This window comes from Streptomyces sp. NPDC021100 (genome assembly GCF_044333095.1).
Lineage (GTDB): Bacteria > Actinomycetota > Actinomycetes > Streptomycetales > Streptomycetaceae > Streptomyces.
Genome location: NZ_JBIRQH010000006.1, coordinates 173,348 through 200,218 on the forward strand (window position 1 = coordinate 173,348; position 26,871 = coordinate 200,218).

Annotated in this window: 23 protein-coding genes and 2 pseudogenes; 9 read left to right on the forward strand and 16 right to left on the reverse strand. The window is 73.1% G+C overall.

What is annotated here, in order from left to right:
- The first annotated feature begins 243 nt into the window (after positions 1–243).
- From ACH4PU_RS14575 to ACH4PU_RS14590, 4 genes are all read left to right on the forward strand, one after another.
- Positions 244–1,386, forward strand: coding sequence for an FAD-dependent oxidoreductase (locus ACH4PU_RS14575; RefSeq protein WP_398271269.1), 1,143 nt, complete (start codon positions 244–246; stop codon positions 1,384–1,386).
- Between the two features lie 69 nt (positions 1,387–1,455).
- Positions 1,456–2,193, forward strand: a complete 738-nt coding sequence (locus tag ACH4PU_RS14580; RefSeq protein WP_398271271.1) for an alpha/beta fold hydrolase — start codon at positions 1,456–1,458, stop codon at positions 2,191–2,193.
- 136 nt (positions 2,194–2,329) lie between these two features.
- Entirely contained in the window at positions 2,330–2,911 is a 582-nt protein-coding gene (locus tag ACH4PU_RS14585) for an NADPH-dependent FMN reductase (RefSeq protein ID WP_398271273.1), read from the forward strand.
- Positions 2,912–3,086: 175 nt separating this feature from the next.
- The gene (locus ACH4PU_RS14590) at positions 3,087–3,959 is read left to right on the forward strand and encodes a VOC family protein (protein ID WP_398271275.1); all 873 of its coding nucleotides are present in this window, start codon (positions 3,087–3,089) and stop codon (positions 3,957–3,959) included.
- 259 nt (positions 3,960–4,218) lie between these two features.
- Here ACH4PU_RS14590 and ACH4PU_RS14595 read toward each other — a convergent pair whose 3' ends face one another.
- From ACH4PU_RS14595 to ACH4PU_RS14640, 10 genes and pseudogenes are all read right to left on the reverse strand, one after another.
- Positions 4,219–6,438, reverse strand: a complete 2,220-nt coding sequence (locus ACH4PU_RS14595; protein WP_398271277.1) for an NADP-dependent isocitrate dehydrogenase — start codon at positions 6,436–6,438, stop codon at positions 4,219–4,221.
- A gap of 156 nt (positions 6,439–6,594) precedes the next feature.
- Positions 6,595–8,259: an APC family permease gene (locus ACH4PU_RS14600; RefSeq protein ID WP_398271279.1), complete on the reverse strand. Its 1,665-nt coding sequence runs from the start codon at positions 8,257–8,259 to the stop codon at positions 6,595–6,597.
- A gap of 251 nt (positions 8,260–8,510) precedes the next feature.
- The gene (locus ACH4PU_RS14605; RefSeq protein ID WP_398271281.1) at positions 8,511–9,386 is read right to left on the reverse strand and encodes a DMT family transporter; all 876 of its coding nucleotides are present in this window, start codon (positions 9,384–9,386) and stop codon (positions 8,511–8,513) included.
- Positions 9,387–9,808: 422 nt separating this feature from the next.
- On the reverse strand, positions 9,809–10,540 hold the full coding sequence (locus tag ACH4PU_RS14610) for a GntR family transcriptional regulator (protein WP_398271283.1): 732 nt from the start codon (positions 10,538–10,540) through the stop codon (positions 9,809–9,811).
- A 64-nt stretch (positions 10,541–10,604) separates the two neighbouring features.
- On the reverse strand, positions 10,605–11,990 hold the full coding sequence (locus tag ACH4PU_RS14615) for an aldehyde dehydrogenase family protein (RefSeq protein ID WP_398271285.1): 1,386 nt from the start codon (positions 11,988–11,990) through the stop codon (positions 10,605–10,607).
- The gene (locus tag ACH4PU_RS14620) at positions 11,987–12,991 is read right to left on the reverse strand and encodes a proline racemase family protein (RefSeq protein WP_398271287.1); all 1,005 of its coding nucleotides are present in this window, start codon (positions 12,989–12,991) and stop codon (positions 11,987–11,989) included. Before ACH4PU_RS14620 ends, ACH4PU_RS14615 begins: the two co-directional genes overlap by 4 nt.
- Before the next feature lie 26 nt (positions 12,992–13,017).
- The gene (locus tag ACH4PU_RS14625) at positions 13,018–13,926 is read right to left on the reverse strand and encodes a dihydrodipicolinate synthase family protein (RefSeq protein WP_398271288.1); all 909 of its coding nucleotides are present in this window, start codon (positions 13,924–13,926) and stop codon (positions 13,018–13,020) included.
- Positions 13,927–14,379: 453 nt separating this feature from the next.
- Positions 14,380–15,849, reverse strand: a pseudogene (locus ACH4PU_RS14630) (FAD-dependent oxidoreductase); the annotation flags it as partial.
- A complete protein-coding gene (locus ACH4PU_RS14635) occupies positions 15,830–16,141 on the reverse strand; it encodes a (2Fe-2S)-binding protein (protein ID WP_398271289.1) in 312 nt (103 codons plus the stop codon). The pseudogene ACH4PU_RS14630 and the gene ACH4PU_RS14635, both read right to left, overlap by 20 nt.
- A gap of 569 nt (positions 16,142–16,710) precedes the next feature.
- Positions 16,711–17,874 (reverse strand): NAD(P)/FAD-dependent oxidoreductase, encoded by a 1,164-nt coding sequence (locus ACH4PU_RS14640; protein ID WP_398271290.1) that lies wholly within the window; start codon positions 17,872–17,874, stop codon positions 16,711–16,713.
- 121 nt (positions 17,875–17,995) lie between these two features.
- Here ACH4PU_RS14640 and ACH4PU_RS14645 point away from each other — a divergent pair, with 121 nt between their 5' ends.
- Positions 17,996–18,856 (forward strand): DUF2127 domain-containing protein, encoded by an 861-nt coding sequence (locus tag ACH4PU_RS14645; RefSeq protein ID WP_398271292.1) that lies wholly within the window; start codon positions 17,996–17,998, stop codon positions 18,854–18,856.
- Between the two features lie 382 nt (positions 18,857–19,238).
- On the opposite strand, the gene ACH4PU_RS14650 is transcribed toward ACH4PU_RS14645, so the two are convergent.
- Both ACH4PU_RS14650 and ACH4PU_RS14655 read right to left on the reverse strand, forming a co-directional pair.
- On the reverse strand, positions 19,239–20,588 hold the full coding sequence (locus ACH4PU_RS14650) for an aminopeptidase P family protein (protein ID WP_398271560.1): 1,350 nt from the start codon (positions 20,586–20,588) through the stop codon (positions 19,239–19,241).
- A 214-nt stretch (positions 20,589–20,802) separates the two neighbouring features.
- Positions 20,803–22,248, reverse strand: coding sequence for a glyceraldehyde-3-phosphate dehydrogenase (locus tag ACH4PU_RS14655; RefSeq protein WP_398271294.1), 1,446 nt, complete (start codon positions 22,246–22,248; stop codon positions 20,803–20,805).
- A 296-nt stretch (positions 22,249–22,544) separates the two neighbouring features.
- Here ACH4PU_RS14655 and ACH4PU_RS14660 point away from each other — a divergent pair, with 296 nt between their 5' ends.
- Positions 22,545–23,123: a Uma2 family endonuclease gene (locus ACH4PU_RS14660; RefSeq protein ID WP_398271296.1), complete on the forward strand. Its 579-nt coding sequence runs from the start codon at positions 22,545–22,547 to the stop codon at positions 23,121–23,123.
- A 93-nt stretch (positions 23,124–23,216) separates the two neighbouring features.
- On the opposite strand, the pseudogene ACH4PU_RS14665 reads toward ACH4PU_RS14660, so the two are convergent.
- The 4 genes and pseudogenes from ACH4PU_RS14665 to ACH4PU_RS14680 all read right to left on the reverse strand — a co-directional run.
- Positions 23,217–23,327: pseudogene (locus tag ACH4PU_RS14665) on the reverse strand (glutathione peroxidase); the annotation flags it as partial.
- Between the two features lie 21 nt (positions 23,328–23,348).
- Positions 23,349–24,923 (reverse strand): recombinase family protein, encoded by a 1,575-nt coding sequence (locus ACH4PU_RS14670; protein ID WP_398271298.1) that lies wholly within the window; start codon positions 24,921–24,923, stop codon positions 23,349–23,351.
- 87 nt (positions 24,924–25,010) lie between these two features.
- Positions 25,011–25,229 (reverse strand): hypothetical protein, encoded by a 219-nt coding sequence (locus ACH4PU_RS14675; protein ID WP_398271300.1) that lies wholly within the window; start codon positions 25,227–25,229, stop codon positions 25,011–25,013.
- 23 nt (positions 25,230–25,252) lie between these two features.
- Positions 25,253–25,672, reverse strand: a complete 420-nt coding sequence (locus ACH4PU_RS14680) for a helix-turn-helix domain-containing protein (protein ID WP_398271303.1) — start codon at positions 25,670–25,672, stop codon at positions 25,253–25,255.
- Between the two features lie 317 nt (positions 25,673–25,989).
- Between ACH4PU_RS14680 and ACH4PU_RS14685 the strand changes: the two genes are divergently transcribed.
- The 3 genes from ACH4PU_RS14685 to ACH4PU_RS14695 all read left to right on the forward strand — a co-directional run bounded on the left by ACH4PU_RS14685 (position 25,990) and on the right by ACH4PU_RS14695 (position 26,818).
- Positions 25,990–26,202, forward strand: coding sequence for a helix-turn-helix domain-containing protein (locus tag ACH4PU_RS14685; protein ID WP_398271306.1), 213 nt, complete (start codon positions 25,990–25,992; stop codon positions 26,200–26,202).
- Positions 26,199–26,423, forward strand: a complete 225-nt coding sequence (locus tag ACH4PU_RS14690; protein ID WP_398271308.1) for a hypothetical protein — start codon at positions 26,199–26,201, stop codon at positions 26,421–26,423. The genes ACH4PU_RS14685 and ACH4PU_RS14690 overlap by 4 nt, the downstream gene beginning before the upstream one ends.
- Before the next feature lie 68 nt (positions 26,424–26,491).
- On the forward strand, positions 26,492–26,818 hold the full coding sequence (locus ACH4PU_RS14695) for a hypothetical protein (protein WP_398271310.1): 327 nt from the start codon (positions 26,492–26,494) through the stop codon (positions 26,816–26,818).
- Positions 26,819–26,871 lie beyond the last annotated feature (53 nt).

Here is a 26,871-nt window from a genome sequence, read left to right on the forward strand (position 1 = left end):
GGGCGGTCTCGCCCGCCTGCCTGCGGCTGCTGCTGCTTGGTTGAACGCGGTCCTCTCGACGCCTACCGCTGACGCATGCCCCGTAGCGAACTTGTTCGCGACGAACATGTTCGGTACGGTCGTGTGAGTGACCTCGCCGAAACCTGCCGATCACGCGGACGCCGGCCTCCCTCACGAGCTCGGCGGCACCGGCGGGACCGGCTCGGCGGACAGAGGCGTTCCCCTACTGCTTTCGGAGACCCCATGAGCACCAGCCATTCGCCGATCGCGATCATCGGCGCGGGTCTTGGCGGCCTGACCGCCGCCCGTGTCCTGCACGTCAACGGCATCGAGTCGGCGGTCTTCGAGCTGGAGGCGTCGGCGGCGGTCCGTACGCAGGGCGGGATGCTCGACATCCACGAGAACGACGGGCAGAAGGCCCTGCACGCCGCCGGCCTCCACGACGACTTCCTGAAGATCGTCCATGAGGGTGGCCAGGCCATGCGCCTGCTCGGCCCGGACGGCACCCTGCACCTGGCCGAGGAGGACGACGGCACCGGCGGCCGGCCGGAGGTGGACCGTGGCGACCTGCGGGACCTGCTGTTGGGCTCCCTGCCCGACGGCACGGTCCACTGGGGACGGAAGGTCACCGGGGCCCGGGCGCTGGGCGACGGGCGCCACGAGGTGACGTTCGCCGACGGCTCGGCCATCACCACCGATCTCCTGATCGGCGCGGACGGCGCCTGGTCCCGGATCCGGCCGCTGGTCTCGGACGCCCGGCCCGCCTACACCGGCATCTCCTTCGTCGAGACCGACCTGTTCGACGCCGACGCCCGCCACCCGCGCAGCGCCGCGGTCGTCGGCGGTGGGTTCTTCATCGCCCTGGGGGACGAACGCGGTGTCCTCGCGCACCGGGAGAGCGATGGCAGTCTCCACGTCTACACGGCGCTCAAGGTCGACGAGGGCTGGCTGGACACGGTCGACTTCACCGACCACGCCGCCGCCAAGGCCGCGGTCCTCGCCCACTTCGAGGGCTGGGACGAGGGCCTGCGCGGCCTGGTCGCCGACGCGGAGACGATCGTCCCGCGCCGTATCCACGCCCTGCCCGTGGGGCACCGCTGGGACCGCGTCCCGGGCGTGACGCTGCTCGGCGACGCCGCTCACGTGATGTCCCCCTTCGCCGGGGAGGGCGCCAACCTCGCCATGGCCGACGGCGCCGAACTCGCCCTGGCCATCGCCGCACACCGAGGCGACACCGAAGCCGCCCTGGCCGCGTACGAGGACGCCCTCTTCCCGCGCAGCGAGACGTCCGCCGCCGAGTCGGCCGCCAACCTGGACTCGATGTTCGACGCGCGGGGCCTGGAGCGGATGGTCGCGTTCTTCGCCTCCGGCCCGGCAGCCCGGTAAGGCCCGCCCCGACGGCCGCCGCTCCCCCGAGTCACCGAACCCACCCGCTCAGCCCGTCCGGGAGAACCCATGACGATGTCCCATCGGCGCACCATCCCGCTACGGCCCGGCCTGGACCTCGAAGTGCGCGAAGCCGGCACGGGCGGCAGCCCGGTCCTCGTCCTGCACGGCGGCCCCGGCCCGTCCGGCATCGCCCCCCTGATCGACCACCTCGCACCGGAACACACGGTGCTGGCGCCCACCCACCCGGGCTGGGACGCCACCCCGCGGCCCGGCGACCTGGACTCCGTGCCCGCACTCGCCGCCGCCTACCTGGACCTGCTCGGCCACCTCGGGCTGAACGACGTGACGGTGATCGGCACGTCCTTCGGCGGCTGGGTCGCCACGCAGACCGTCCTGGACGACCGTGAGGGCCGGATCTCCCGGCTCGTCCTCATGGACGCCGTGGGCCCCGTCATACCCGGCCGGCAGATCACCATGCCCGCCGGCCCACCGGCTCCGGTGCCGCAGGGCGGGCCGCCCGCACCGGCGATGGCCGCCATGCGCGCCTACGCCGGGCCGGCCATGGCAGACCCCGGCATGCTGCCCCGCCTTTCCACCGTCACCTGCCCGGTACTGGTGCTCTGGGGCGCCGACGACGCGGTCGTCACCCCCGACTTCGGCCGCGCCTACGCCGCGGCGTTCCCCCACGCGCGATTCGAACTCATCCCCGGCGCAGGACACCTCCCCATCCGCGAGGAGCCCGAGGCGGTCTTCACCCGTCTCGACTCCTTCCTCACCCCCCGAGCCCGGGCCACCGGCCGGTGAACCCCTGCCATCCGGTTCCCCGTCCGCGGGACGGCGTCGGCCCTGTCCTCGGCGAGCGGCCGATCACGCACGGCCGCAGGACCGAACCGCGCCCCGGGCGCGGAGCCGACCACTCCTTCCACCCACCGGAGGCACGATGACGAAGATCGCGGTCATCCTCGGCAGCACCCGCACCGGACGGGCCGGCGAACGCGTCGCACAGTGGGTCCTGGAACAGGCCCGGAAGCGCGGCAACGCCGACTACGACCTGATCGACCTCGCCGAGGTCGACCTGCCGCAGATCGACGAACCCCTCCCGCCCGCCATGGGCCGCTACGCCCACCCCCACACCCGGCGGTGGGCCGCGACCGTCGCCGCCTACGACGGCTACGTGCTCGTCACTCCCGAGTACAACCACTCCTTCCCCGGCGTGCTGAAGAACGCCCTCGACCGCGTCCACGCCGAGTGGAACGACAAGGCCGTCGGCCTCGTCTCCTACGGCGTCGACGGCGGCGTGCGCGCCGTCGAAGCCCTGCGCCCGGTCCTGGGCGCCCTGCGGCTCGCCGACGTCTCCGCGACCGTCACCTTGAACCTGCGCACCGACTTCGCCGACTTCGGCGCCTCGTTCACCCCCGCGGACCACCAGGGCCCCGCTCTCACAGCGATGCTCGACCGGCTCCTGTCATGGAGCAACGCCCTCGCCCGGACCCGCGACAGCGCAGGCCCGTCAGCTTCCTGAAGAACCTCCGCACGGCCTCGCCCCTCGCGCCGGCCCGGGCGCCCGGGCTCCAGCCCGCGTCACGCACCCGCGAAGAGCCGCGCTTCGTCGGCGAGCGGGGCCGCGATCCCGCCACGCGGCTCACGACACGTGTACTCCGTCCCCGGAGAGCCGCAGCACGGATGAAAGGTCGACCATGACCGACTATCGGATGGACCGGACACTCACCCTCGGGCCGGTCACGCTGACCGTGGCCGATCTGGAACGCAGCGTGCGCTACTACACACAGGTCGCGGGCTTCCGCCTCCTCGACCGCCGAACACGGCGAGCGCGACTGGGCGTGCGGGGACGGGCGCTGGTCGACCTGCGCGAGGTCGCCGGAGCTGTCGCGCCGCCGTCCTCCGGCCCCGGGCTCAGCCACTTCGCACCGCTCGTGCCCACCAGGGCGGACGTGGCCCGCTTCGCCCGGCGGCACCTGGACGCGGGACTCGACGTCGACCCGCGCGACCACGTCGTGAGCCAGTCGTGCTACGTGACCGATCCCGACGGCCACACGATCGAGGTGACCTGGGCGTGTCCGCAGGAGCGATGGCAGTGGACCGACGAGGGCCTGCCCGTCGTGGTCTCCACACCGATCGCGGTGCAGGACCTGCTCGACGAGCCCGGCGCGAGCACGCCCGCACACCTGCCGACGGGGACGCGGATGGGGCACGTCCAACTCAAGGCGACCGACGCCGCCCTCACCCGCACCAAGCCGTTCTACCGCGACCTGCTGGGCCTGGAGATCTTCGCCCGCTTGGGAGACGGGTTCATCGGCGTCGGCGTGAGCGACCACCGCAGTCTCCTCGTCCTCACCAACCGGTTCAGCCCGCGAGGAGGCACGCCTGCGGGATCCGACACGACCCGCCTCGCCCACGTCGATTTACTGCTCACCGCTACGGGGGCGATCGAGGCACTGGCCGAACGCCTTACTGCCGCCGGCCACCCGCACCAGCACACGGCAACCGGCCTGACCACCCGCGACCCCTCCGGGAACCCGTTGCGCTTCTCCGCACACGGCGCCGCGTAACCGGCACCGAGAACGGACGCGCAGCCCACACCTGCCGGTGCCTGCTGCAACGTCGCGGCCGGCGCATGGACGGCCGCGCCGCGCACCACCGCCGGCCGGGCTCGGACTCCGGCACCGGCTGAACATCCCCGCGGCAGCCTTCGCCGACCTGATATCCGCTGTCAAGGGCGGGGAATTCAACGCCTAGACGTTGCGACGACACCGCGGCCCGGCAAGCGGCACGAAGCCGCCCACCGGGCCGCGGTACAACCGACAGCGATCAGCCAAGCAGCGAAAGCGCCTGGTTGAACGTCGCGGACGGCCGCATCACGGCGGCGGCCTTCTCGACGTCGGGCTGGTAGTAGCCACCGATGTCGACGGACTTGCCCTGCACGGCGACGAGCTCCTCGACGATCGTCGACTCGGCCTCGGTCAGCGCCTTGGCGAGCCCGGCGAACGCGCCGGCCAGCTCCGCGTCGTCCGTCTGGGCGGCCAGCTCGCGCGCCCAGTACATGGCGAGGTAGAAGTGGCTGCCGCGGTTGTCGATGCCACCGAGGCGGCGGCTCGGCGACTTGTCCTCCTCCAGGAAGGTCGCGGTGGCACGGTCGAGCGTGTCGGCGAGGATCTGCGCGCGGGCGTTGCCGGTGGTCTTCGCGTAGTGCTCGAAGGACGGCACGAGGGCGAAGAACTCGCCGAGCGAGTCCCAGCGCAGGTAGTTCTCCTTGACGAGCTGCTGCACGTGCTTGGGCGCCGAGCCGCCGGCGCCGGTCTCGAAGAGGCCACCGCCGTTCATCAGCGGGACGACCGACAGCATCTTGGCGCTGGTGCCCAGCTCCAGGATCGGGAAGAGGTCGGTCAGGTAGTCGCGCAGCACGTTGCCGGTGACGGAGATGGTGTTCTCGCCACGGCGGATGCGCTCCAGGGAGAGCTTGGTGGCCTCGACGGGGGCGAGGATCCGGATGTCCAGGCCCTCGGTGTCGTGCTCGGGCAGGTACGCCTTGACCTTCTCGATGAGCTGCGCGTCGTGGGCGCGGTTCTCGTCGAGCCAGAAGACGGCCGGGTCGCCGGTCGCGCGGGCGCGAGTGACGGCCAGCTTGACCCAGTCCTTGATGGGGGCGTCCTTGGTCTGGCACATGCGGAAGATGTCGCCGGCGCCGACGGCCTGCTCCAGGACGACGTTCCCGGCGGCGTCGAGGACGCGCACGGTGCCGGTGACGGGGACCTCGAAGGTCTTGTCGTGGCTGCCGTACTCCTCGGCCTTCTGCGCCATCAGGCCGACGTTGGGGACGGAGCCCATGGTCGACGGGTCGAAGGCGCCGTGGGCGCGGCAGTCGTCGAGGACGGCCTGGTAGACGCCGGAGTAGCTGCTGTCCGGGAGGACGGCGAGGGTGTCGGCCTCCTGGCCGTCCGGGCCCCACATGTGGCCGGAGGTGCGGATCATGGCCGGCATGGAGGCGTCGACGATGACGTCGCTGGGGACGTGCAGGTTGGTGATGCCGCGGTCGGAGTCGACCATCGCGAGGGCCGGGCCCTCGGCGAGCTCGGCGTCGAAGGACTCCTTGATCTTGGCGCCCTCGGGCAGCGCCTCCAGGCCCTTGAAGATGCCGCCGAGGCCGTCGTTGGGGGACAGGCCGGCGGCGGCCAGCGCCTCGCCGTGCTCGGCGAAGGTCTTCGGGAAGAAGGCGCGGACGACATGGCCGAAGACGATGGGGTCGGAGACCTTCATCATGGTGGCCTTGAGGTGCACGGAGAACAGCACGCCCTCGGCCTTGGCGCGGGCGACCTGCGCCGTGAGGAACTCGCGGAGCGCGGCGACGCGCATCACGGACGCGTCGACGACCTCGCCCGCGAGCACCGGCACCGACTCGCGGAGGACGGTGGTGGTGCCGTCGTCGCCGGAGAGCTCGATGCGGAGGGTGCCGTCCTCGGCGATGACGGCGGACTTCTCGGTGGACCGGAAATCGTCGACGCCCATGGTGGCGACGTTCGTCTTGGAGTCGGAGCTCCAGGCGCCCATGCGGTGCGGGTGGGCCTTGGCGTAGTTCTTGACCGACGCGGGGGCACGACGGTCGGAGTTGCCCTCGCGCAGGACCGGGTTGACGGCGCTGCCCTTGACCTTGTCGTAGCGGGCGCGGATCTCGCGCTCCTCGTCGGTCTTCGGGTCGTCCGGGTAGTCCGGGAGGGTGTAGCCCTGCTCCTGGAGCTCGGCGACGGCGGCCTTGAGCTGCGGGATGGAGGCCGAGATGTTCGGCAGCTTGATGATGTTGGCGCCGGGGGTCTTGGCCAGCGCGCCGAGCTCGGCGAGGGCGTCGGGGATGCGCCGGCTCTCGTCCAGGTACTCGGGGAAGCTGGCGATGATGCGGCCGGCCAGGGAGATGTCGCGGCTCTCCACGGTGACGCCGGCCGTCGAGGCGTACGCCTTGACCACGGGCAGGAACGAGTGCGTCGCCAGCGCCGGCGCCTCGTCGGTGTGCGTATAGATGATGGTCGAGTCAGTCACCGGGTGCTCCGCTCCACGTTTGCAACATTGCTCGACATCAAGATATCCCGAACGGGCCGCCTCGCTCACAGGGCCCTGCCCCTCCGTTTACGTCACAGACCCCGCCGCTCCTTGCCCAGAGCGGCGGGGTCTGTGACGTGCGTGGAGGGGCGGGCGTCAGGAGACGGCCGCCGCCGACGGCTCGGCCGCGCGCGGCCCGGGAACGGGCGTGGCCTCGGGAGCGTCGTGTCCGTCGAGGACGGGGTCGGGGCCGGGCAGCCCGTCCTGGTGGGCGCGGACGCCGGCGCGGACGGCCCAGAAGTAGAAGCCGAGGGCGGAGACGCCGACCAGCGCGGTGTCGAGGCCGCCGGGGATCACCCCGTGGCCGCCGAACTCGGGGCTGCCGAGCGCGGAGATCAGGCCGGTCCAGAGCAGGAAGGCGGCCATCCACCAGGCGGGGGCGAACTGCTTGGCCAGGTTCCGCTCGCCCTTGCGGCGCAGCACGATCGCGGCGATGGGCAGCGAGACCAGGGTGAGCAGGGCGACCTTGCCGGTGTTGGGCCACTTGGACCAGTACAGGGCGCAGGCGGCGAACGCGAAGGTCAGCGGGCACAGCACGGCGGCGGCGGGCAGCCGGAACGGGCGCGGCAGCCCGGGCTTGGTCTTCCGGAAGACGCCGACGGCGATCGGGCCCATCAGGTACGAGACGACCATCGCGGCGGAGACGACGCTGGCCAGGGCCTCCCAGCTGTGCCCGATGGTGAGCAGCAGGAGGACGGAGAAGGCCAGGTTGAGCCACATGGCGGGGCGGGCGACGCCGTAACGCGGGTGCACCTCGGCGATCTTCTTGGGGAAGAAGCCGGTCTCGGCGAGGTTCTGCGCCAGGTACGCGGACGAGGCGACGTTGCCGATGTTGGCGCCGGACGGCGAGATGAACGCGCCGAACTGGAGCAGGGTGACGACCCAGTGCAGCATCAGCAGCTTGGCGAGGTCGGCGAAGGGCGAGGCGAAGTTCACGCCGTGCCAGCCGCCGGCCTCCGCGAGCCGCTCCGGCGGGACCGAGCCGAGGAAGGCGACCTGGAGGGCCAGGTAGATGACCAGGCCGAGGGAGAGCGCGCCGACGAGGGCGAGCGGGATGGCCCGGCCCGGGTTCTTGGCGTTGCCGCCGAGGTTGACGACGGCCTGGAAGCCGTTGAAGGCGAAGACGACGCCGGAGGCGGAGACGGCGGTGAGCACCGCGGACCAGCCGTTGGGGGCGAAGCCGCCGTGGGAGGTGAAGTTGCCGGTGTGGAAGCCGGAGGCGATGAGCGCGGCGATGGCGATGATCGGGATGGCGAACTTCACCAGCGTCAGCAGGTTGTTCGCGCGGGCCAGCAGGGCGACGGACCAGTAGCAGGCCAGCCACAGGGCGACCGTCAGGAGCAGGGCCATGCCGATGCCGGTGGCCGTCAGGTGGCCGTCCGCGACCAGGCCGCGGGCCCAGCCGAAGTTCCAGGACGCCATGTACTGGGTGCCGGCGATGGACTCGATCGGGATCAGCGAGGCCGTGGCGATCCACACCGCCCAGCCGGTGACGAAGCCGAGCACCGGTCCGTGCGAGATGGAACCGAACCGGGCCATCGCGCCGGGCAGCGGGTAGGCCGCGCCGACCTCGGCGTACGACATGGCGATCATGCCGATGAAGATCGCGCCGATGACCCAGGCGACCAGCGCGGCGGGTCCGGCGACCTGGGCCGCCTGGCCGGCCCCGAAGAGCCAGCCGGAGCCGAAGATGGACCCCAGGCCGATCATGATCAGGGCGAAGAGGCTGAGGCCCTTCCGATTGGCCGCGCTCACATCCACGTGATGTTCTTCCGTTCTGCCGGTGCCGCCAGGGGTGGCCTGGGACGGCCGGGACTTTCCGCGCTTTCCCCGCTTCTCAGGCTTTTCGCGGGGTCTTCGAAGCCGCGACGGCCCCCGGGAGCGGACACACGGATGTGGCGGCGAGACGGCCGAGGACGTACAGAGCGACGTCGGACATAGTACGACAACCTGTTGAAACGACTGTCACAGGCGCCTCTCGCCCCCCAGAACTCGGCCCCCAGAGAGAACGGTCAGTGCCGCTCCCCCGCCGGCTCCCCGCCCTCCGGATCGGCGCCGGGCAGCAGCAGGATCCCCCAGGTGACGAGCGCCACCCCGACGCCCTCCGGGACGAGCCACCACCCCGTCCGCAGCCGCTCCCCGTAGACGAGGCTCCCCAGCGCCAGGCTGACCAGCGCCTCGCCCAGGGTGAGCGCGGGCTGGGAGGCCACCAGCGGTCCCGACTCCATGGCGTTGGCGAGGAGGAAGAGGGCGCAGCCGCCGGCGGCCACGAAGGCGTACGTCTGCCAGGCCGTGAAGAAGGCCCCGGCGCCGTGGTCGTCGAAGGCGCCGGTGGCCGCCTTCATCAGGGTGGCGGTCAGGGCGTACGCGATCGCCGAGGCGGAGGCGAACAGCGCGGCGCGCGCCCGGCCGCGCGGCCGGGTCAGGGCGGTCGCCGCGCAGAGCGCCACGGCCGCGCCGGCGCCGGCGAGGGTGACGGCCCACCGGGCGCCTGGGGCGGTGTCGGCGCCCCCGCCCGGGGCCGCCGCCGCCAGGCCCAGCCCGAGCCCGGCCGCGACCATCAGCGACGCCGCCCACCCGGCGGCCGGCAGCCGCCGCCGGGCGAAGGCGCAGGCGACGAGCAGGGTGAAGGGGAGTTCGGTGACCAGGATGGGCTGGACCAGCGACAGCGAGCCCAGGGTCAGCGCCAGCGCCTGGCAGGCCGCGGCGCCGACGATCACGGCGATGCCGCCCAGCCACGCCGGGCTGCGCACCAGGTGCTGCACCAGCCGCACGCTGAACGCGTCCCCCTCGGGTACGGTCCGCGCGGCGATCCGCTGGAGCACCGTCCCGAGGGCGTTCCCCCCGGCCGCGAGCAACGCGACCAGCGCGGGCACGAGTCCACCCACGTCGCCGCACCTCCCGTTCGGCCGCCCGCCTCTCACGGCCCCCTTACGGTCCCAGTGGCGCCGCCCCGACCGCGACAGCGGCGCCGCGCACGAGCGTCCGTCACCCGCCTGCCACCCGTCCGGCAGCGGACGGGTGACGGCACTGGCCGGTGACGGCGGCGCCCGTGCGACGGCTTCTGCCCCACGGCGGGTCCTCTACCCATGGGCAGCTCGGGAAGGCCCACGTCGGCGGCGCCCGCCGGTCACCGGGGCGGTCGCCCGGGCGACTGCTTCCGCTCGCAGCGGGGCCCGTGCACGGGAGCCGCACGGGACGACCACGGCAGCAGGGGCCTCCGGACACCCGCGCGCCGGCTGCCGTCCCGACCAATGGCGTCCGCCCCACGGCGAGGCCCCTGCACAGAGGCCCGCACCGGGCGCCCGCGTCAGCGGCGCGCGGCGGCCGGCCCGGGACGGGCGGTCGCCCCACCCGCCGCCGCGGTCTCCGCGGCCGCCGCGTTCGCCGCCCAGAGGGAGCGGACGTGGCCGAGGTGCCGGGCCATGCACGCCTCGGCGGCCTCCGCGTCCCCGGTGAGCATCAGGTCGAGGAGTTCGACGTGCTCCTCGGCCGACGGGATGAGCTCGTCGCGCTCGTCGAGGGCGGTGAGGCCGTAGAGGCGGGAGCGCTTGCGGAGGTCGCCGACGGTCTCGACCAGGCGCTCGTTGCCGGAGAGGCCGAGCAGCGTGAGGTGGAATCGCCGGTCGGCCTCCAGGTAGCCGATGAGGTCGTGCTCGCGGGCGGCGCGCACGATCTCCTCGGCGACCGGGCGGAGTGCCTCCAGGTCCGCGCGGGAGGCGGTCCGGGTGATCCGGCCGACCATGGGCACCTCGATCAGCGTGCGGATCTCGGTGTACTGGTCGAGGTCGCGCTCGTCGACCTCGGTGACCCGGAAGCCCTTGTTGCGGACGGGCTCGACCAGCCCCTCCCGGGCCAGGTCGAGCATGGCCTCGCGGACGGGCGTCGCGGAGACGCCGAAGTCCTCGGCGAGGCCGGGCGCGGAGTAGACCTCGCCGGGGCGCAGCTCACCGGAGATCAGCGCGGCGCGCAGGGCGTGGGCGACCTGGTCGCGCAGGCGCTCCCGGGCGGTGATGAGATTGCGCTGCTTGAGGTGGCCCATGGTGTCCCTTTCGCGCCCCGATGGACTGGACCACCAGCGTACAATGTCACATTGCCGTTGTGGGTCACCCCGCACTGTGGGGCAGCAGCGTGTACGTGCGCTCGGCCGTGTAGAACTCCAGGGCGGCGCGGCCCTGTTCACGCGGTCCGTGGCCGGAGGCGCCGGTGCCGCCGAAGGGAAGGTGGAAGTCGACGCCGGTGGTGGGGGCGTTGACGCGGACCATACCGGTGCGGAGCGCGTCGAGTCCGTATAGGGCGGCGTCCAGGTCCGCCGTGTGCACCGAGGTGACCAGCCCGTACGGGACGGAGTCGGTGATGCGTACGGCCTCCGCGAGGTCGGCCGCGGGCAGCAGGGCGGCGATCGGGCCGAACACCTCCTCGGTGAGCAGCCGGTGCCCCGCCGGCACCTTCTCGACGAGCGTCGGGGCCGCGTACCAGCCGGGCCCCTCGGGCGCGGGTCCCGCGGCGAGGACGGACACGCCGTCCGCCGCCTCGGCGACCCGGTCGCGGGCCCGCGCGGAGATGACGGGCCCGCAGACCGTCGCGGGATCGGCCGGATCGCCGGCCGGGAGGGCGCGCACCGCCTCGGCCAGGGCCTCGCGGAGGGGGTCGAGGGCGGCGCCCACGGCGATGATCCGGCTGGTGGCGGTGCACTTCTGGCCCGCGTACCCGGCGACGGCGGCGGCGATGTGCGCGGCGGCCCGTCCGATGTCGGCGTCGGGGAGGACGATCGCGGCGTTCAGCCCGCCCGTCTCGGCCTGGACGGGCACGCCGCGGGCGGTCGCCGCGGCGACGACGCGGGCGCCGACGGCCGTCGAGCCGGTGAAGGAGACCGCGTCGGCCGCGTCGAGCACGGCGGAACCCTCCTCCGCGCCGCCCGGAACGACCGCGAACACCCGCTCGGGAAGCGCCTGTTGCGCGAGCTCGGCGAGGCGCAGGGCGCAGACGGTGGCCTCGGGCGCGGGTTTGAGGACGACGGTGTTGCCGGCCGCGAGGGCGGGCGCGGCCTTCCAGCTCGGGATGGCGAACGGAAAGTTCCACGGCGTGACGAGGCCCGCGACGCCGTGCGGGCGGCGGCGGGTCAGCAAGAGGCCGGGCCCGCCCGCCGGTTCGTGGACGACGCCGGTGGGCTCGTAGGGGGCCTGGGCGTAGTACCGCCAGATCGCGACCGTACGGGCCACCTCCGCGCGGGCCTCGGCGACGGGCTTGCCCACCTCCCGTACGGCGAGGAAGGCCAGTTCGGCGGTGGCGTCCTCGATCGCCGACGCGACCGCCGAGAGGGCCGCCGAGCGGGCGGCGGCTCCGGCGGTCCGCCAGGCCGGCTGCGCGGCGCGGGCGCGTTCCACGGCGTCGGCGGCGGCGCGCGGGCCGACGGCGGTGAACTCGGTGAGGATGTCGGCCGGATCGGCCGGGTTGACGGAGGTGTGGGCAGAGGCCGGGGCGGGGGTCACAGGAGGAAGCCTCCGGGGAAGGGGTCGTCCGGGTCGAGGAAGTACTGGGCGGTACCGGTGATCCAGGCGCGTCCGGTGATGGCGGGGACCACGGCCGGCACCCCGCCGACCTCGGTCTCCCCGACCAGCCGGCCGGTGAACCGGGTGCCGATGAAGGACTCGTTGACGAAGTCGCGGCCGAGCGGAAGGGCGCCGCGGGCGTGCAGCTGGGCCATGCGGGCGGAGGTGCCGGTGCCGCAGGGCGAGCGGTCGAACCAGCCGGGGTGGATGGCCATCGCGTGCCGCGAGTGGCGGGCGTCCGAGCCCGGTGCGGCCAGGTAGACGTGTTTGAGCCCGTCGATCTCCGGGTGTTCGGGGTGGACGGGCCGGTCCGCCGAGGCGTTCACGGCGTCCATGACGGCGAGCCCGGCCGCCAGCAGCTCGTCCCCGCGGGCGCGGTCGAACGGCAGCCCGAGGGCGTCGAGTTCGACGAAGGCGTAGAAGTTGCCCCCGAAGGCGAGGTCGTACCTCACCGTGCCGTACCCCGGGACGTCCGCCTTCCGGTCCAGCGCGACGCAGAACGACGGCACGTTGGTGAGCGTGACCGCCTTCGCCGCGCCGTCCTCCACCCGTACGTCGACGGTGACGAGGCCGGCCGGGGTGTCGAGGCGGACGGTGGTGACGGGTTCGGTGACCGGGACCATGCCCGTCTCGACTAGGACGGTGGCGACGCCGATGGTGCCGTGGCCGCACATCGGCAGCACCCCGGAGACCTCGATGTAGAGGACGCCGTAGTCGGCGTCGGGGCGGGTCGGGGGCTGGAGGATCGCGCCGCTCATCGAGGCGTGACCGCGCGGCTCGTACATCAGGAGGGTGCGAAGGTGGTCCAGGTGCTCCATGAAGTGCCGCCGCCGCTCGGCCATGGTGGCGCCGGGGATCACCCCGACGCCGCCGGTGACGACGCGGGTGGGCATGCCCTCGGTGTGCGAGTCGACGGCGTGGAAGACGTGGCGGGTGCGCACGGACGTCCTTTCGTGGCCGCAGGGGGTCAGTGGTGGCCGTCGGCGACGGCCTTCTCGGTGGCGGCGCGCACCAGGGCCTCGGTCTCCGGGGCGAGCGGCAGCCGCGGCGGCCGGCTGGGGCCGCCGCGGAACCCGACGACGTCCATGGACACCTTGATGGCCTGCACGAACTCCGTCCGGGAGTCCCAGCGCAGCAGCGGGTGGAGGGAGCGGTAGAGCGGCAGGGCGGCACCGAGGTCGCCGTCGGCGGCGGCCCGGTACAGGGCGGCGCAGGAGGCCGGGAGCGCGTTGGGGTACCCGGCGACCCAGCCGACGGCGCCGGCGGTCGCCAGCTCCAGCAGGACGTCGTCGGCGCCGACGAGCAGGTCGAGCCCGGGAGCGAGTTCGGCGATCTCGTAGGCCCGCCGGACGTCGCCGGAGAACTCCTTGACGGCGACGATCGACCCGTCGCGGTACAGGGCGGCCAGCAGCTCCGGGGTCAGGTCGACCTTGGTGTCGACGGGGTTGTTGTACGCGACGACCGGCAGCCCGGCCCGGGCGACCTCCGCGTAGTGGGCGCGGACGGCGCGCTCGTCGGCGCGGTAGCCGTTCGGCGGCAGCAGCAGCACGGAACCGCAGCCGGCCTCGGCGGCCTGCTCCGCCCACCGCCGCGCCTCGCCCGCGCCGTACGCCGACACCCCGGGCATCACCCGGGCTCCGTCCCCCGCCGCCTCGACGGCGGACCGCACGACGCGCGCCCGCTCGTCGTCGGTGAGCGTCTGGTACTCCCCGAGCGAGCCGTTGGGGACGACGCCGTCGCACCCGCCGTCGAGCAGGCGGCGGACGTGGGCGGAGTACGTGTCGTGATCGATCGTCAGGTCGTCGTGGAGCGGGAGCGCGGTGGCGACCATGACGCCGCGCCAGGGGTGGGTGGTGTTCCAGGAGGTGGCGCTCATGCCGATGCCCTTCTGTGGTGTGTGACATTTTACTAAGGGGTGGGGGTGCCCACAAGGGGGCGGTGTCCGGCGCCGGTTGGCGGATCAGTCCTCGGCGGGTGGGCGCGGGGCGGGGATGTCCCGTTTGGCGGGCGCGGCGGGCGCGGACGGCCCCCGTCCTTCGCACGCCTCCGGAGTGCCGGGGACCCGCCGCACGAACTCCCCTGGCGCACAGGGGGCCTCGCCGCCGGACCCGGCGGGCCCACCGGTCGCGTCAGGGGCCACCGGGGCCTCCCGGCCCTCGGCAGACCCGCACGGCACGGAGGACTCCGTACCGCCGGACGCGCCTGCCCGGGTGGCCTCCCGCCCGTCACGGCCGCCGGCACCGTGCGGCAGGCCCTGCCCGCCGGGCGCGGCGGGGTCACGGCGCTCCGGTTCGTCGAGCGCGGCCGGCGCGCCCAGCGGTACGCGCTCCGGTTCGTCGAGCGCCGCCAGCGCCCCCAGCGGGACGGGGACGGAGAACGGCCGGCGGGCGGGGGCCGGCGGCGGTACGGCCCCCTCCGCCGTACCGCCGCCGGCAGCGGAGGCGAGGCAGGTCACGGCGGTGCCGCAGACGCGGCCCTGGCACCAGCCCATGCCCGCCCGGGTGAGCAGTTTGACGGTCCGCGCGTCGTGGGCGCCGAGGCCGGTGACCGCCTCGCGGACGCGGCCCGCGGTCACCTCCTCGCAGCGGCACACGTCCGTGTCGTCGGTGAGCCAGTCCGTCCAGCCCTCCCCCGGCGCGTGGGCGGCGGCCATCGCGTCGGCGAAGGACCGCAGCCGGTCGCGGCGGCGGCGCAGGCCGCGCAGGCGCTCGCCCGCGACGGGACCGGCCCGGCCGGAGAACCGGAAGGCCGCGGCGGCGCCCGCCAATTCTCCCTCCAGCCAGGCAAGTTGCCAGCCGCCGACGCCCACGGTCTCCCCAGCGGCCCAGAGTCCGGGCACGGTGGTCTCCTGGAGGCCGTCCACGACGAGGGCGTGGGTGCCGTCCGGGGTGGTCCGGGTGGCGCAGCCGAGGCCGGTGGCCAGTTCGACGCGCGGCTCCAGGCCGTGGCCGACGGCGAGCGCGTCGCAGGCGATCCGGCGGCCGGTGCCGGGGACGGGCCGCCAGTCGCGGTCGAGGCGGGTGACGGTGACGGCCTCCACCCGGTCGGTGCCGTGCACCCGGGTGACCGCGCTCCGGGTGCGCACCGGCACCCGGTGGCGGAGCAGCGCCGAGCCGTGGAGCGCCGCTTCGAGCGCCTTGTGCGGGTTGACGGCGAGGGCGCGCGGGTGGCGGGCGTAACCGAGGTAGCCGGACGCCTCGACGACGGCCGGGACCCGCGCCCCGGCGGCGGCCAGCGAGGAGGCGACGGCGAGCAGCAACGGCCCACTGCCCGCGACGACGACCCGCTTCCCGGGCAGGACGAGCCCGGACTTCAGCATCGCCTGCGCACCGCCCGCGCCCACGACGCCGGGCAGGGTCCAGCCGGGGAAGGGGAGTTGGCGCTCCTGGGAGCCGGTCGCCAGGAGCACCGCGCGGGCCCGGACGCGGACCGGCTCACCGCCGTCGCCGTCCGGCCCGGTGAGGGCATGGACGCTCCACGCGTCCTCGTCGTCCCTGGTCACGGCCCAGACGTGGTGCGCGGCGAGGTGGTCGACGCGGCTCGCCGCCAGCCGGGCGCACAGGGCCGCGAAGGCGGACCGCCCCGGGAGCGCTCCCTGTCGCCGCCTTCCCGCCGCCAACTCCGGTGCGGTGTACCGGAAATACTGCCCGCCGGGCCGCTCGGCGGCGTCGAGGAGCGCGACGGACAGCCCCAGCCGGGACGCGGCGACGGCACCGGCCGTCCCGGCGGGTCCCGCGCCGATCACCGCGAGGTCGTAATCCTCGCGCGGAGCCCGGGGCTCAGACGGCGAGTCCGGCACGGCCGTGTCCTTCCTGCGTGGTGACGGCGTCCCCGGGCCGGGCCGGCACCAGGCAGGCCCGCCGGTTGGGCTCCCCGTTGACGGTGGCGAGGCAGTCGAAGCACTGCCCGATGCCGCAGAACGCGCCGCGCGGCCGGCCGCCCTCGCGCGTCGTCCGCCAGGCGAGCACGCCGGCGCCCCACAGCGCGGCGGCGATCGTCTGCCCGGGCAGGGCGCGGACGGGCCGCCCGTCGAAGCTGATCTCGAAGGTGACGGCGTCGGGAGGAAGACCGGGGGCGCGGCGGCGCGGCATGGCGGGGCTCCTTTCGGTGGGACGGCCGGCGGTGAGGTGGTTTACGGTGCGGTGACCTGGGGCGCGGCGGCTTGGGTGCGGTGACGCGGGCGCCTTCTCGGCTCGTCCACCCGACGGCGAGTCGGGCGACGACGCTTTCGCCGCCGCGAACCGATCGGGCGCACCCGGCCAGGCACTGAGGCGATACGGGCGGCCCGGCGCCAAGGCGGGACGCCCGGCCCGACGCTGAGACGACGTGAGCAACCCGGCGCTGACGCGGTGCCGGCGGGCCGGGCCCGTCGACGCGGCGGGCCCGTCGACGCGGCGGGGCCGACCACGAAGTCGCCGCGCTCGCGCACGGCTGCGTACCCGGCAACGCCGCGCCCCGGCAGGGCATGTACCCGCGGCGGGAAGAGACCGGGTCGTCGCCCCAACGCACGGAGCGGCCCCGGAACCACCACCCGGCACCCCCGCGCCGGCACGCACCGCACCCCGCGAAGCCGCCGACCCCGAACGCGCACACCGGCGGAGCGAGCGGCGCGGCACAGCCAACCGAGGCACACGCAGCGGAACCGCCCCCTCCACCGCCCTCACACCGCCACCCCCGCGAACCGGCCGGGCGCGAACGGCCCCGGGTCGACCGGCGGCCGGGCGCCCGTCAGCAGGGCGGCGGTCAGCGCGCCGGTGGCCGGGGCGAGTCCGATGCCCGCTCCCTCGTGGCCGCAGGCGTGCAGCAGGCCGGGGACCCGCGGGTCCGGACCGATGGCCGGGAGGTGGTCGGGGAGGTACGGGCGGAAGCCGGCGTACGTGCGCGTCGCGCGCACCGTGCGGAGGACCGGGAACAGGGCGGTGGCCCCGGCCGCGAGGCGGCGCAGCGCCTCCGTGGACAGGGTGCGGTCGAAGCCGACCCGCTCCCGGCTGGCGCCGATGAGCACCGGGCCCGCCGGGGTGCCCTCGACCACCGCCGAGGTCTGGAGCGCGGCCGAGCCGCTGGCGACGTCGGTGACGTAGTCCGCCGCGTACACCTTGTGCCGGACGACGCGCGGCAGCGGTTCGGTGACGAGGACGAAGCCGCGGCGCGGCAGGACGGGCAGGTGTGCCCCGGCCAGCCGCGCCACGTCGCCGCCCCAGGTGCCGGCGGCGTTGACGACGTACGGCGCGTGGACCGTACCGGAGGGCGTACGGACGCCGCGCACCTCGCCGCCCGGGCCGGTGAGGACGGCGGTGACCGGCTCGCCGGTCCGCACCCGGGCGCCCGAGGCGCGCAGCAGATGGGCGGCGGCGAGGGCGGGCTGGACCTGCGCGTCCTGCGGGTAGTGGACGCCGCCGGCGAGGCCGGGGGCGAGGTGGGGTTCGAGGTCGCGCAACGCGTCCGCCGGTACGTCGACGGCGGTCACGCCCGCCGCGGTCTGCCGGGCGGCGAACGCCCGCAGCGCGGCGGCCCCGGCGGACCGGGAGGCGACGACCAGGCCGCCCTTGGCCTCGTACTCGGCGCCGGCGGGGAGCTCGTCGGCGAGCTCCCGCCACAACCTCGTGGAGAGCAGGGCCAGTTCGAGCTCGGGACCCGGTTCCTTGTCGGAGACGAGGAGGTTGCCCTCGCCGGCGCCGGTCGTGCCGCCCGCGACGGGTCCGCGGTCGATCACGGTGACGGACAGGCCGGCGCGGGCGGCGTAGAGGGCGCAGGCGGCACCGACCGCGCCCGCGCCGACCACGACGACGTCCGAGGAGTCTCGGGAACGGGGACGGGGAGGCATGCGCAGTAATATTTCACATTGCACACCGCCTGCCAAGGGTCGTTCAAGAACGGCCGCGACGAGGCATGCCGCACGCTCCTGGGCGGCATAATCTGCGCGGACGAACCGAAGGGGGACATCAGTGACGGACACCCCGGCCCCGACCCTCCAGCCCGCCCCGGGCGTACGGCCGCGCCGCCGCCGGATCGGCTACGAGCTGCTGGAGTGCGCGCTGCACGGCCACCGCCTCGTCGGCACGGACGCGGCGCGCGTCCGCCCGGAGGACGCGCTCCTGGTGCGCGAGACGCCCGACGGCCACCGCTGGCACCGCTGCCTGCGCTGCGACGCGTGGCTCCCGCTCCCGCCGCCGGACAACCCGGGGCGAGAAACCACCGAGCACCGCGACGCCATCGAACTCCCGTTGCGTGGACGCCCGTTGCGCGACCGCTACGTCCTCCGCCTGATCGCCCTCGACCGCCTGGTGCACTTCGTCGTCCTCGCCGTCATGGCCGTCGCCGTGTTCGTCTTCGCCCACGAGCGCACCCGCCTCCGCGGCCCCTTCTACCGCGTCGTCGACGACCTCCAGAACGGCGTCGGCGGCCCCAGCGGCGTCCGCGGCCACGGCCTGCTCGGCGACCTCGACAAGGCGTTCGCCGCGCACGACCGCACCCTGTGGGTGATCGGCCTGATCCTCGCCGCGTACGCGGTCCTGGAGGGCGTGGAGGCGATCGGCCTCTGGCGCGCCAAGCGCTGGGCCGAGTACCTGACCTTCGTCGCGACGAGCGTGCTCCTCATCCCCGAGATCTACGAACTCCACGAGCGCGTCAGCCCGTTGAAGGTCTGCACCCTGGTCATCAACCTCGCCGTGGTGGCCTATCTCCTGTTCGCCAAGCGCCTCTTCGGCCTCCGCGGCGGCGGCCGCGCGGAAGAGGCCGTCCGGGAACGGGACAGCGGCTGGGAGGCGCTGGAACGGGTCTATCCGGGCCGGGGCCCCGCGGACTGAGCGGTCCAGGAGTGCGCCGGCCGGATGCCACGAGCCACCACCGTCGCTACGGTGCGCGGATGAGCGAGACACCGCACCGGCCGATGTGCAACCGCTGGGCCGACGCCGTCGGCCCCGGCGACCGCCGTTCGTCGGTCGACCGCTGCGACTGCGTCGCGGAGGACGAAGCCGGCTCCCCGCCACCGACCCGCTTCCACCCGGAACGCCAGGACACCACGGCCCCGGGCTTGATCCGCCTCCTCGAACTGGTCGAGGAGGCGCCTGCTCGGCCGCGTGCGTCGACGCCCTGCCCGCTCCGGCCGAGGGCTGTACCGGAACGCCCCACACCGGCGGGCCGGACGTCGAGCAGCCACCGGCCGGAACGGCACCCCTCATCCCCCGGCTATCCCGCTGACGCGGCCAGTTCGCCCATCCACGCCTCGATCGCGTCCGGCGTCCGCGGCAGCGCTCCCGACATCAGCCGGGCGCCGTCCGCGGTGATGACGAGGTCGTCCTCGATGCGCACGCCGATGCCGCGCAGGGCGGGCGGCAGGGTCTCGTCGTCGGGCTGGAGGTAGAGGCCGGGTTCGACGGTGAGGACCTGGCCCTCCTCCAGGACGCCGTCGAGGTAGGCGTCGGCGCGCGCCTGGGCGCAGTCGTGGACGTCCAGGCCGAGCATGTGGCCGCTGCTGCAGAGGGTGTAGCGGCGGTGGAGGTCGCCGTCGGGGGTCCGGAGGACGCCCCAGTCGGTGAGGCCCTCGGCGATGACGCGCATGCCGGCGCGGTGGAAGTCGCGGAAGCTCGCGCCGGGTTTGAGGGCGGCCATGCCCGCTTCCTGGGCGGCGAGGACGAGTTCGTAGACCTGCCGCTGGACGGGCGAGAAGCGGCCGGAGAGGGGGAGGGTGCGGGTGATGTCGGCGGTGTAGAGGGTGTCCGTCTCCACGCCGGCGTCGAGGAGGAGCAGGTCGTGCGGGTCCAGCCGGCCGTCGTTGCGGGTCCAGTGCAGGACGCAGGCGTGCGCGCCGGACGCGGCGATGGTCTCGTAGCCGGTGCCGTTGCCCTCGGCGCGGGCCCGCAGCCCGAAGACGCCCTCGATCCAGCGTTCGCCGCGCGGGTGCGCCAGGGCGCGCGGGAGGGCGCGGACGACGTCCTCGAAGCCGGCGGTGGTGTGGTCGACGGCCTGCTGCAGCTGCCCGACCTCCCAGGCGTCCTTGACGAGCCGCAACTCGCTCAGGGCCGCCGCGAGTTCGCCGTCGGTGGTGGCGTCGCGGCCGGGCGGGAGGCCAATGCCGGACTCCAGGGGTGCGCAGCGGATGCCCGTCGCGCGCTCGGTCTCGGCGGGGTCCGGCGACCGGCCGACCCAGAACTCGCCGTGCCGGCGGTCGCGGTAGAACGCGGACGAGCCGGCGGAGCGGGGCGGGCGCGGCCGGACGTACAGCACCGCCTGGTGCCGGTGCGGACCGTCGGGCTCCAGGACGAGGACGTGTCCGGCCTGGTCCTCGCCGGTCAGACCGGTCAGCCAGGCGTAGGCGCTGTGCGGGCGGAAGCGGAAGTCACAGTCGTTGGAGCGGACCTTCGACGTGCCGGCGGGCACGATCAGCCGCTCGCCCGGGAAGCGGGCGGAGAGCCGAGCCCGGCGCGCGGCGGTGGCGTCCGCGAGGGGCGACCGGGTGCCGGAGGGCGGCGTTACGGGCGTCCAGCCCGCCCCCATGAACGCCGCCAGTTCGTCGGACACCGGCAGGTCGTGGCTCATCGTGCGGATGGGGACGTCGGCGGATCCGGACACGGTCTTCCTCCTGAGCTGTCGGGCTGGGCTGTCGAGCGGCTGTACCATTTCACATTACGGTGTTACAGGTCACATGTCATGGGCAGAGGTACGGAAAGGCCGCTCCCCCGCCGCGGTGAACGGCGTTGCGGGAGCGGCCCCTACGGTCGGCGTCAGGCCCGGCGGCGCCAGGCCGGTGACGTCAGGCGAGCGGCGCCGGGTACGTCGGGTACTCCACCCCGGACACGTACTGGACGACGCGGACGACCTGGCAGGAGTAGCCGAACTCGTTGTCGTACCAGAGGTAGAGGATCGCGTTGTCGCCCTCGACCTTGGTGGCGCCGGCGTCGACGATCGACGCGTGGCGCGAGCCGATGAAGTCGCTGGAGACGGCGTCGGGCGCGCTGATGAAGTCGATCTGCCGCTTGAGCGGCGAGGTCAGCGACACGTTGCGGAGGTAGTCGAGGACGTCCTCGCGGGTCGTCTCACGGGCCAGCCGCAGGTTGAGGATGGCGATCGAGACGTCCGGCACCGGGACGCGGATGGAGCTGCCGGTGATCCGCGCCTTGAGGTCGGGCAGCGCCTTGGCGACGGCGGAGGCGGCGCCGGTCTCGGTGATGACCATGTTCAGCGGCGCGGAGCGGCCACGGCGGTCGGAGTTGTGGTAGTTGTCCAGCAGGTTCTGGTCGTTGGTGAACGAGTGGACGGTCTCCACGTGACCGTTCAGGACGCCGTACTCGTCCGCCATCGCCTTCAGCGGCGGGACGATCGCGTTGGTGGTGCAGGACGCGCAGGAGATGATCTGCTCGTCCGGCTTGATCATGTCGTGGTTGACGCCGTGGACGACGTTGGGGACGTCGCCCTTGCCCGGGGCGGTGAGCACGACCTTGGCGATGCCCGGCTGGAGGTGCTTCGACAGCCCCTCGCGGTCGCGCCACTTGCCGGTGTTGTCGATGAGGATGGCGTCCTTGATCCCGTACGCCGTGTAGTCCACGGTCGTCGGGTCGTCGGAGTAGATCACCTGGATCTCGGTGCCGTTGGCGATGATGCGGCTGTTCGCCTCGTCGACCGTGATCGTGCCCTGGAACTGCCCGTGGATGGAGTCGCGGCGCAGCAGCGAGGCGCGCTTCACGAGGTCCTGGCCCGCGCCCTTGCGGACCACGATGGCGCGCAGCCGCAGGCCGTTGCCCGAGCCGGCCTTCTCGATCAGCAGCCGGGCGAGCAGGCGGCCGATGCGGCCGAAGCCGTAGAGCACGACGTCGCGCGGCTCACGGCGCTCGATCTTGTCCTCACCCAGCGCCCCGGCGACGGCCTCGGCGGTGAACTCCTCCACCGACAGCCCGCGGTCGTCGGCCTGGTAGGTCGCGGCGAGCATGCCGATGTCGATCTGCGACGGCCCGAGGTCGAGCGTGGTGAGCGCCCGCAGGAACGGCATCGTCTCGGTGACCGCGAGCTCCTCCCCCGCGATCTGCCGGGCGAAGCGGTGGGTCTTGAGGATGCTGACCACCGACTTGTTCACCAGGGAGCGGCTGTGGACCAGGACGGTGACGTCCCGCTCCCGGTGCAGCTTCCCGATGATCGGGATCATCGATTCCGCGATCTCCTCGCGGTACTTCCAGTTGGCGAACGTGTCGTCATTGACAGTCACAGGCGTATCTTTCGAGCTAGGCGGCGCTCATATGCTAACCCCACGCGTGTTCGACGACTCAAGGGGTGGCGGTGGCTGGTTCCTCACACTCTTGGGCGACGGCGCCGCCCCGCTCAGCAGCATGGAGCGGTAGTCGCGGACGCCGCATACCACAAGGCGTGACACTCCGCGACTCGACTGCGACGAAGTGTTGCCGCGCCCTAACCTCTATGCGCCCGAAGAAGGGCCAAGCCGTGACCGCCATACACGACGTGCTGTCGCTCGCCTGGGCGCCATAGGGGCGAGGAGGCGATCACATGACCCCGATCCCCGCCGCACGTCCCCTGCTCGGCGTTGAAGAGTTCGAGGAACTGGCCCGTTCGGCGCCCGAGACCGTACGCCTGGAGTTCATCAACGGAAGGATCGAGGTCAAGCCCGTGCCGGACGGGGACCACCGCGAGATCGTGATGTGGCTGCAGGACGTATGCCGGGACCGGCGAGCGGACGTGCGCCTCTACGGCGAAGCGAGTCTGAAGGTGGAGAACTGCCGCAAGGGCCGGGCCATCGCCGACGCCGCCCTCACCCCTCGCAAGTACTTCGCCGGGCACGGGGACTGGTCGGATCCGAAGGGCGTGCTCATGGTGGTCGAGGTGACCTCCGACGACGCGGATACCAACCGGCGCGACCGCATGGAGAAGCCCGCGGGCTACGCGTCCGCGGGCATCCCCGTCTACTTGCTGGTCGACCGCGAGCGCCGCATGGTCACCGTGTACTCGGACCCCGAGGACGGAACGTACCTCAGCTCGGTCTCCCGCCCGTACGGCACGCCCGTAGCCCTCCCCGATCCCGTCGGCTTCACCCTGGAGACCGAGGAGTTGAAGGAGTTCACCGACTGACGACCCAAGCGAGACGCGCCGGACGACGATCACGCGGCTTGGCCGCGGCAGCGTCCCCGGGCAGGCGGCAGGCCCCCGGCAGGCGGGCCGGCCTTACGCCGGCAGGACCGCCTCGATGGCGGCCGTCACCTCGGGGGCGTCGGGCTCGGTGCGCGGGCTGAACCGGGCCGCGACCGTGCCGTCGGGGGCGATGACGAACTTCTCGGGTTTCTTCTCTAAAGAACGTCATGCCATGACGGCGTAGAGGTCCCGCTCGGGCAGCCTCGCTTGTTCCCACGCAGGGATGATCTTGACCTCGACCGGGCCCGGCCTCTCCGGCTGATGCAGGACGACGCTCCCGATCAACTTCCGAAGGATCAGGTTCCGCTCTGCGACGGTCAACGTCTCCCACTCGTCCAAGACGCCGACTACGAGCGGTAGATAGTCCTCCAGCTCCGGCGTCTCCTCAATCTCAACCAGCGCAGAAATCCGCTCGGCAAGCTGGTTCCGCTCGGCCACCAGTTCATCACGCGCCGACTCAAAGACCCCCGCCGGATACTTCTCAGGGTTCTTGGCTGCGTCCACGGCAAGCCGAGTCAGCGACTGCTCGACCTTGGCGTGCTCGGTCTGCAACCGGTCCCGCTCACGCGCCGCGCGCGTCCGGTCATCGGTCCCGCTCTGCTCGTCCAGGGGCGCCGCCGGCGCGTTGTCGATCTCGTCCGCGACCCCGCGAAGCCACTTCAAGACGTCGCCGATCACGTCGGCTCCCCGCGCCCAGACGCCTACGCATCCAGCATCACCGTATGCGACGCGCCGCGAACACCGGAATCCGGGCTTCTTCCGGCTGCGCGCGAGGGTTGCGGCACTTTCGCACTGACCGCATCGAGTCAGCCCGGTCACTTCGCTGTTGGGAAGGCGACTGCGCGGCGGAGTTGCAGCTACCGCGACCCGCCGGTCTTCGTACTTCTTCCATGTCTCTTCACTGATGATCGCCTCGTGGGCCCCCGGTGCGAGCCGGTAGTACTTGCACTGCCCCTGGTGCTTCCCGCGTGGGCAGTCTTCGCGATGGAGTCGGAGGAAGCCGGCCGCCCAACCGCTGTCCATGTAGTACCTGACGCCTTCCAGCCCCCACAGGCCACCGCGGGTGGTGGTACATCCCAGGCTGTTGAGCCACGCCGCCAAGGACTTGAATCCTGTGCCGTTGAGGTAACGGGCGTAGAGTTCGGCGACGATGTCTCGCAGTTCCGGATCGATCTCGTAGCGCTCTTGCTGGAGTACGCCGGTGTGGGGGTCGTACCGCTTGTGCCAGATGTAGCCGAACCGCGGCTTTCCCATGGCGGGGAGCTTGGCAGCCCGGCGGTAGTCGTGTGCCTCCTTCCACTGTTCGCCGATGCGGTCTGCCTCGAACGCGGCGACCTCGAACAGCACGCCCCGGGTGAACCGACCGGTTGCGGTGCGCGGATCGGCGTCTTCGGTGGCTGAGTAGAGCTGCCCCCCGACCCGCTCAACACGGGTGAGGTTGATGGCAATGCCGTGCCGGCTACGGCCGAAGCGTGAGAACTTCCATACGGCGATCTCCTTGGCGATCCCGGCCTCGATTGCCGTGATGGCCTTCATGATCTTGCGGTGGAAGTTGGTGCCGGTGGCGTCGAGGTCGACTACCCACTGAACGATGCGTCGGCGGGTGCGCTTTGCCCACTCTTCAATGCTGGATCGCTGGAGTTCGGGACTGATCTTCTCTTCTTTCCAGGTCGAAACCCGTATGTATCCGATGGCAGGTACGAGATCGCCGAAGGTGTCGGCGGATGCCTGCACTTGCATCTGATTCCCCCTCACTGACGTTGGGGCGGCTGGTGCGCTACCCCCCGCGGTAGCGCATGCGCGCCCGTGGCGCGAAGGCGGCGACTGCTACACCGTCGAGCCATCACCGCCGCCCGTGGTGGGCGGAGTGAGCAGCAGGCCACGCGAGGCGTGTTCCAGGCCGAGGCGGTACCCCTCCCGGCGGCCGGCCTCGACCGCGTCGCGGGTGATGCGCGTCTGACGCCTCGCGATGGAGAGGGCAGCGACGGCGAGGCCGCCGACGACTACGGCGGCGAGGGTGGCGGCTGCGAACTCACGAGTGCTCATCTGGGGGGCGATGCCTTTCTGTGCTATCCGCTCGCCCGCCCGTCCGGTTCGGTGACCCGTAGGCCAGCGACCATTCGCTCGAACGTGCGCACGCCCTCATCGCTGGTGATCCCTAGCTCTTGGGCGGCCTGCTGAGGCGTGATGGTGGCTGGACCAATGGGCCGCCGGGCGGCGGCGGCGAGTTCGTCCGGCGAGAGGACGCCGGCGCGTACGAGGATCTCGGCGAGGGGGACGTCCAGCGCCTCGGAGAGGGCGCCGAACGTTCGCAAGTCGGGCAGACCGTCACCGCGGAGAAGTCGCGAGACGGTCGGCTGGCTGAGGCCGGCATCGGCAGCGAAGCGCGTTTGGCCGCCGCGGTCAGCGTAACCGCGTCGGCGGAGCTGCTCCCGGAGCCATGCGGCGAAGGTCTCGGAGGTGTGGTCCGAGGGAGCGTCGAGTGTCATGCATGAAAGATATCGCGCATGAAAGAAAGATGGCACGGGAACACCGATTCATCACTCCCCCTTGACGCACGGTAGACCCTCCCCGCCCGGACATCGAACAAGGATTCGAGGCCACTGTAAGGGCCAATCATCCCACCTGTCACGTAGTAATCGCCCCGCCACACAAAGACAGGACGTCGCGCCCCAGCAGGCCGGTTCCGCCTGATCGGCGATTCACGGACGGATGACCAGGGGCGAATCCTTTCTTACGTGAAACGATCGTGTTATGTTTCATTCACGACAGAAACATGCATTAACGTTTCGCGAAAGGAACGCGCGTGTCTTACGTCCCCTCCGTCCTGCTCTCCGCCGCCTACGCCCGGGGTGACCGGACCCCGGCCGACATGGCTCGCCGCATGGGCATGCCGTACCTCGCCGTCTACCGATGGGCAACCGGCCGGCACACCCCGGGCCCCGCCGGTCTCGCCGCGATCGAACGCGCCTACGGCCTGACCGCGTCCGACCTGATGCGCGAGGACGTCGCCGCATGAGCGCGATCACCCCGCGCGAGCAGGCGTTCATCGAGGCTCGCGCCGTCCTCGACCGGGCTCGCGCGCGCCGCGACGCCCTGCCGATCCGGCAGGCCGCCGAGCAGGCCGCCGCCGGATCCTTCCGCAGCGCCGACGAGGTCGAGCTCATCCTGCGCCGCCTGCACCGCACGGCCCGCGCCGGCCACATGCCGGCGCCCGGGGCGCCCGCCGCCGCGGCCTAGAAAAGACGCCGCCCCGGGTGCGACCGGGGCGGCGGAGAGACCCCCGTATCAGCCACGAGAGGTCACCCATGAACCGTACCGTCCGCCGTACCGCCGCCGAGGCCGTTCGCGCCATCATGGTCGCCCGCGACGTGCGCCGCGTCGTCCCCGACGTCGAGACCGTCCTGACCACGCCCGTCTACACCGAGATGGGGCCGCGCGGGCCGCGCGTCGCCGTGCACGTCCACCTCGCCGACGTCCTCGACCTGCCTCTCGCCGCCGCCCCGGCCGAGTACCGCACCGCCTACGCCGTGCTGCGCCGCGCCTACCCGCACGCCGCGTGGACGGGCGAGGAACACCGATACGACGTCCGCGCCGGCCGCCTGCTGCGCCTCGCCCCGTGGGAGGCCGAGTGAGCGCCGCCCCGCTCGCCGCCGACATCCGCCCCCACCGCATGAACTGGAGCCCG

Bases quoted from the DNA above. Each gene is read 5' to 3' on its own strand.
- ACH4PU_RS14575 (WP_398271269.1), top strand. From the start codon at position 244: ATGAGCACCAGCCATTCGCCGATCGCGATCATCGGCGCGGGTCTTGGC.
- ACH4PU_RS14580 (WP_398271271.1), top strand. From the start codon at position 1,456: ATGACGATGTCCCATCGGCGCACCATCCCGCTACGGCCCGGCCTGGAC.
- ACH4PU_RS14585 (WP_398271273.1), top strand. From the start codon at position 2,330: ATGACGAAGATCGCGGTCATCCTCGGCAGCACCCGCACCGGACGGGCC.
- ACH4PU_RS14590 (WP_398271275.1), top strand. From the start codon at position 3,087: ATGACCGACTATCGGATGGACCGGACACTCACCCTCGGGCCGGTCACG.
- ACH4PU_RS14610 (WP_398271283.1), bottom strand. From the start codon at position 10,540: ATGGGCCACCTCAAGCAGCGCAATCTCATCACCGCCCGGGAGCGCCTG.
- ACH4PU_RS14625 (WP_398271288.1), bottom strand. From the start codon at position 13,926: ATGAGCGCCACCTCCTGGAACACCACCCACCCCTGGCGCGGCGTCATG.
- ACH4PU_RS14635 (WP_398271289.1), bottom strand. From the start codon at position 16,141: ATGCCGCGCCGCCGCGCCCCCGGTCTTCCTCCCGACGCCGTCACCTTC.
- ACH4PU_RS14640 (WP_398271290.1), bottom strand. From the start codon at position 17,874: ATGCCTCCCCGTCCCCGTTCCCGAGACTCCTCGGACGTCGTCGTGGTC.
- ACH4PU_RS14650 (WP_398271560.1), bottom strand. From the start codon at position 20,588: ATGAGCCACGACCTGCCGGTGTCCGACGAACTGGCGGCGTTCATGGGG.
- ACH4PU_RS14660 (WP_398271296.1), top strand. From the start codon at position 22,545: ATGACCCCGATCCCCGCCGCACGTCCCCTGCTCGGCGTTGAAGAGTTC.
- ACH4PU_RS14670 (WP_398271298.1), bottom strand. From the start codon at position 24,923: ATGCAAGTGCAGGCATCCGCCGACACCTTCGGCGATCTCGTACCTGCC.
- ACH4PU_RS14675 (WP_398271300.1), bottom strand. From the start codon at position 25,229: ATGAGCACTCGTGAGTTCGCAGCCGCCACCCTCGCCGCCGTAGTCGTC.
- ACH4PU_RS14680 (WP_398271303.1), bottom strand. From the start codon at position 25,672: ATGACACTCGACGCTCCCTCGGACCACACCTCCGAGACCTTCGCCGCA.
- ACH4PU_RS14690 (WP_398271308.1), top strand. From the start codon at position 26,199: ATGAGCGCGATCACCCCGCGCGAGCAGGCGTTCATCGAGGCTCGCGCC.
- ACH4PU_RS14695 (WP_398271310.1), top strand. From the start codon at position 26,492: ATGAACCGTACCGTCCGCCGTACCGCCGCCGAGGCCGTTCGCGCCATC.